We start from the raw sequence: 698 nt of genomic DNA on the forward strand, positions 1-698 counted from the left end.
TGTTAAAAATTTCGACTTTTTTTGAGAAACCCTTGCTTTTGCGCTTGACTTCCGGTATTATTTTAGATAATGGGAGTAGTGACAGAAATAAAATTTTTGCAACCATCCGATTATTTTGAAGGATGTCAATAGTTTACGGGAAATTTCGCCCCCTGTCAACCCCCTCTTGACACGAATTTTGACATGGGAAAGCGATCGCCCCTCAACACAACATCACCAGCGATCGCGCTAAATTACCCCGCTGCCGAGGCAAAAGCCAGCTTGCTGAGGCTCAAGGGATTGGCACTCAAAAGAATGGCAATTCCAGAGTTGGTGAGTGAGGCCCTGGATATAGCGATCGCCCAGGCTATATCAGCCTATGATGCCTGCTACATTGCACTCTCGGAGCGTTTGAAGATACCGTTCGTGACGGCTGACAGTAAACTTATTCGATCACTAGAGGGAACAGCATATCAGATTCATTCCTTGATGTCGTTCGATGAGTGGATCGGATTTTGACGAATCATTTCACACTGCTATAGCCCCCGACACCCCCAATTCTGGGGGCTTTGAGTGGCGCGATCGCAAATATCGGAATTTTTCCGTCATCGCGATCGCCCCCTGGAGTCGATTGATTGGCTTCACATTGCCGATCGCATTATTTATTTTTTCAAAAAAAATTAAGAAATGTTAAAAATTTCGACTTTTTTTGAGAAACC

General features: G+C 44.6%; 1 protein-coding gene. It reads left to right on the plus strand.

Annotation, left to right across the window (positions count from 1 at the left end; genetic code table 11):
• The first annotated feature begins 183 nt into the window (after positions 1–183).
• Complete coding sequence (locus AC0QHF_RS00450) at positions 184–498, plus strand: type II toxin-antitoxin system VapC family toxin (RefSeq protein ID WP_324702222.1); 315 nt, start codon at positions 184–186, stop codon at positions 496–498.
• Positions 499–698 lie beyond the last annotated feature (200 nt).

The sequence above is a fragment of the Lyngbya sp. CCY1209 genome (genome assembly GCF_055795065.1).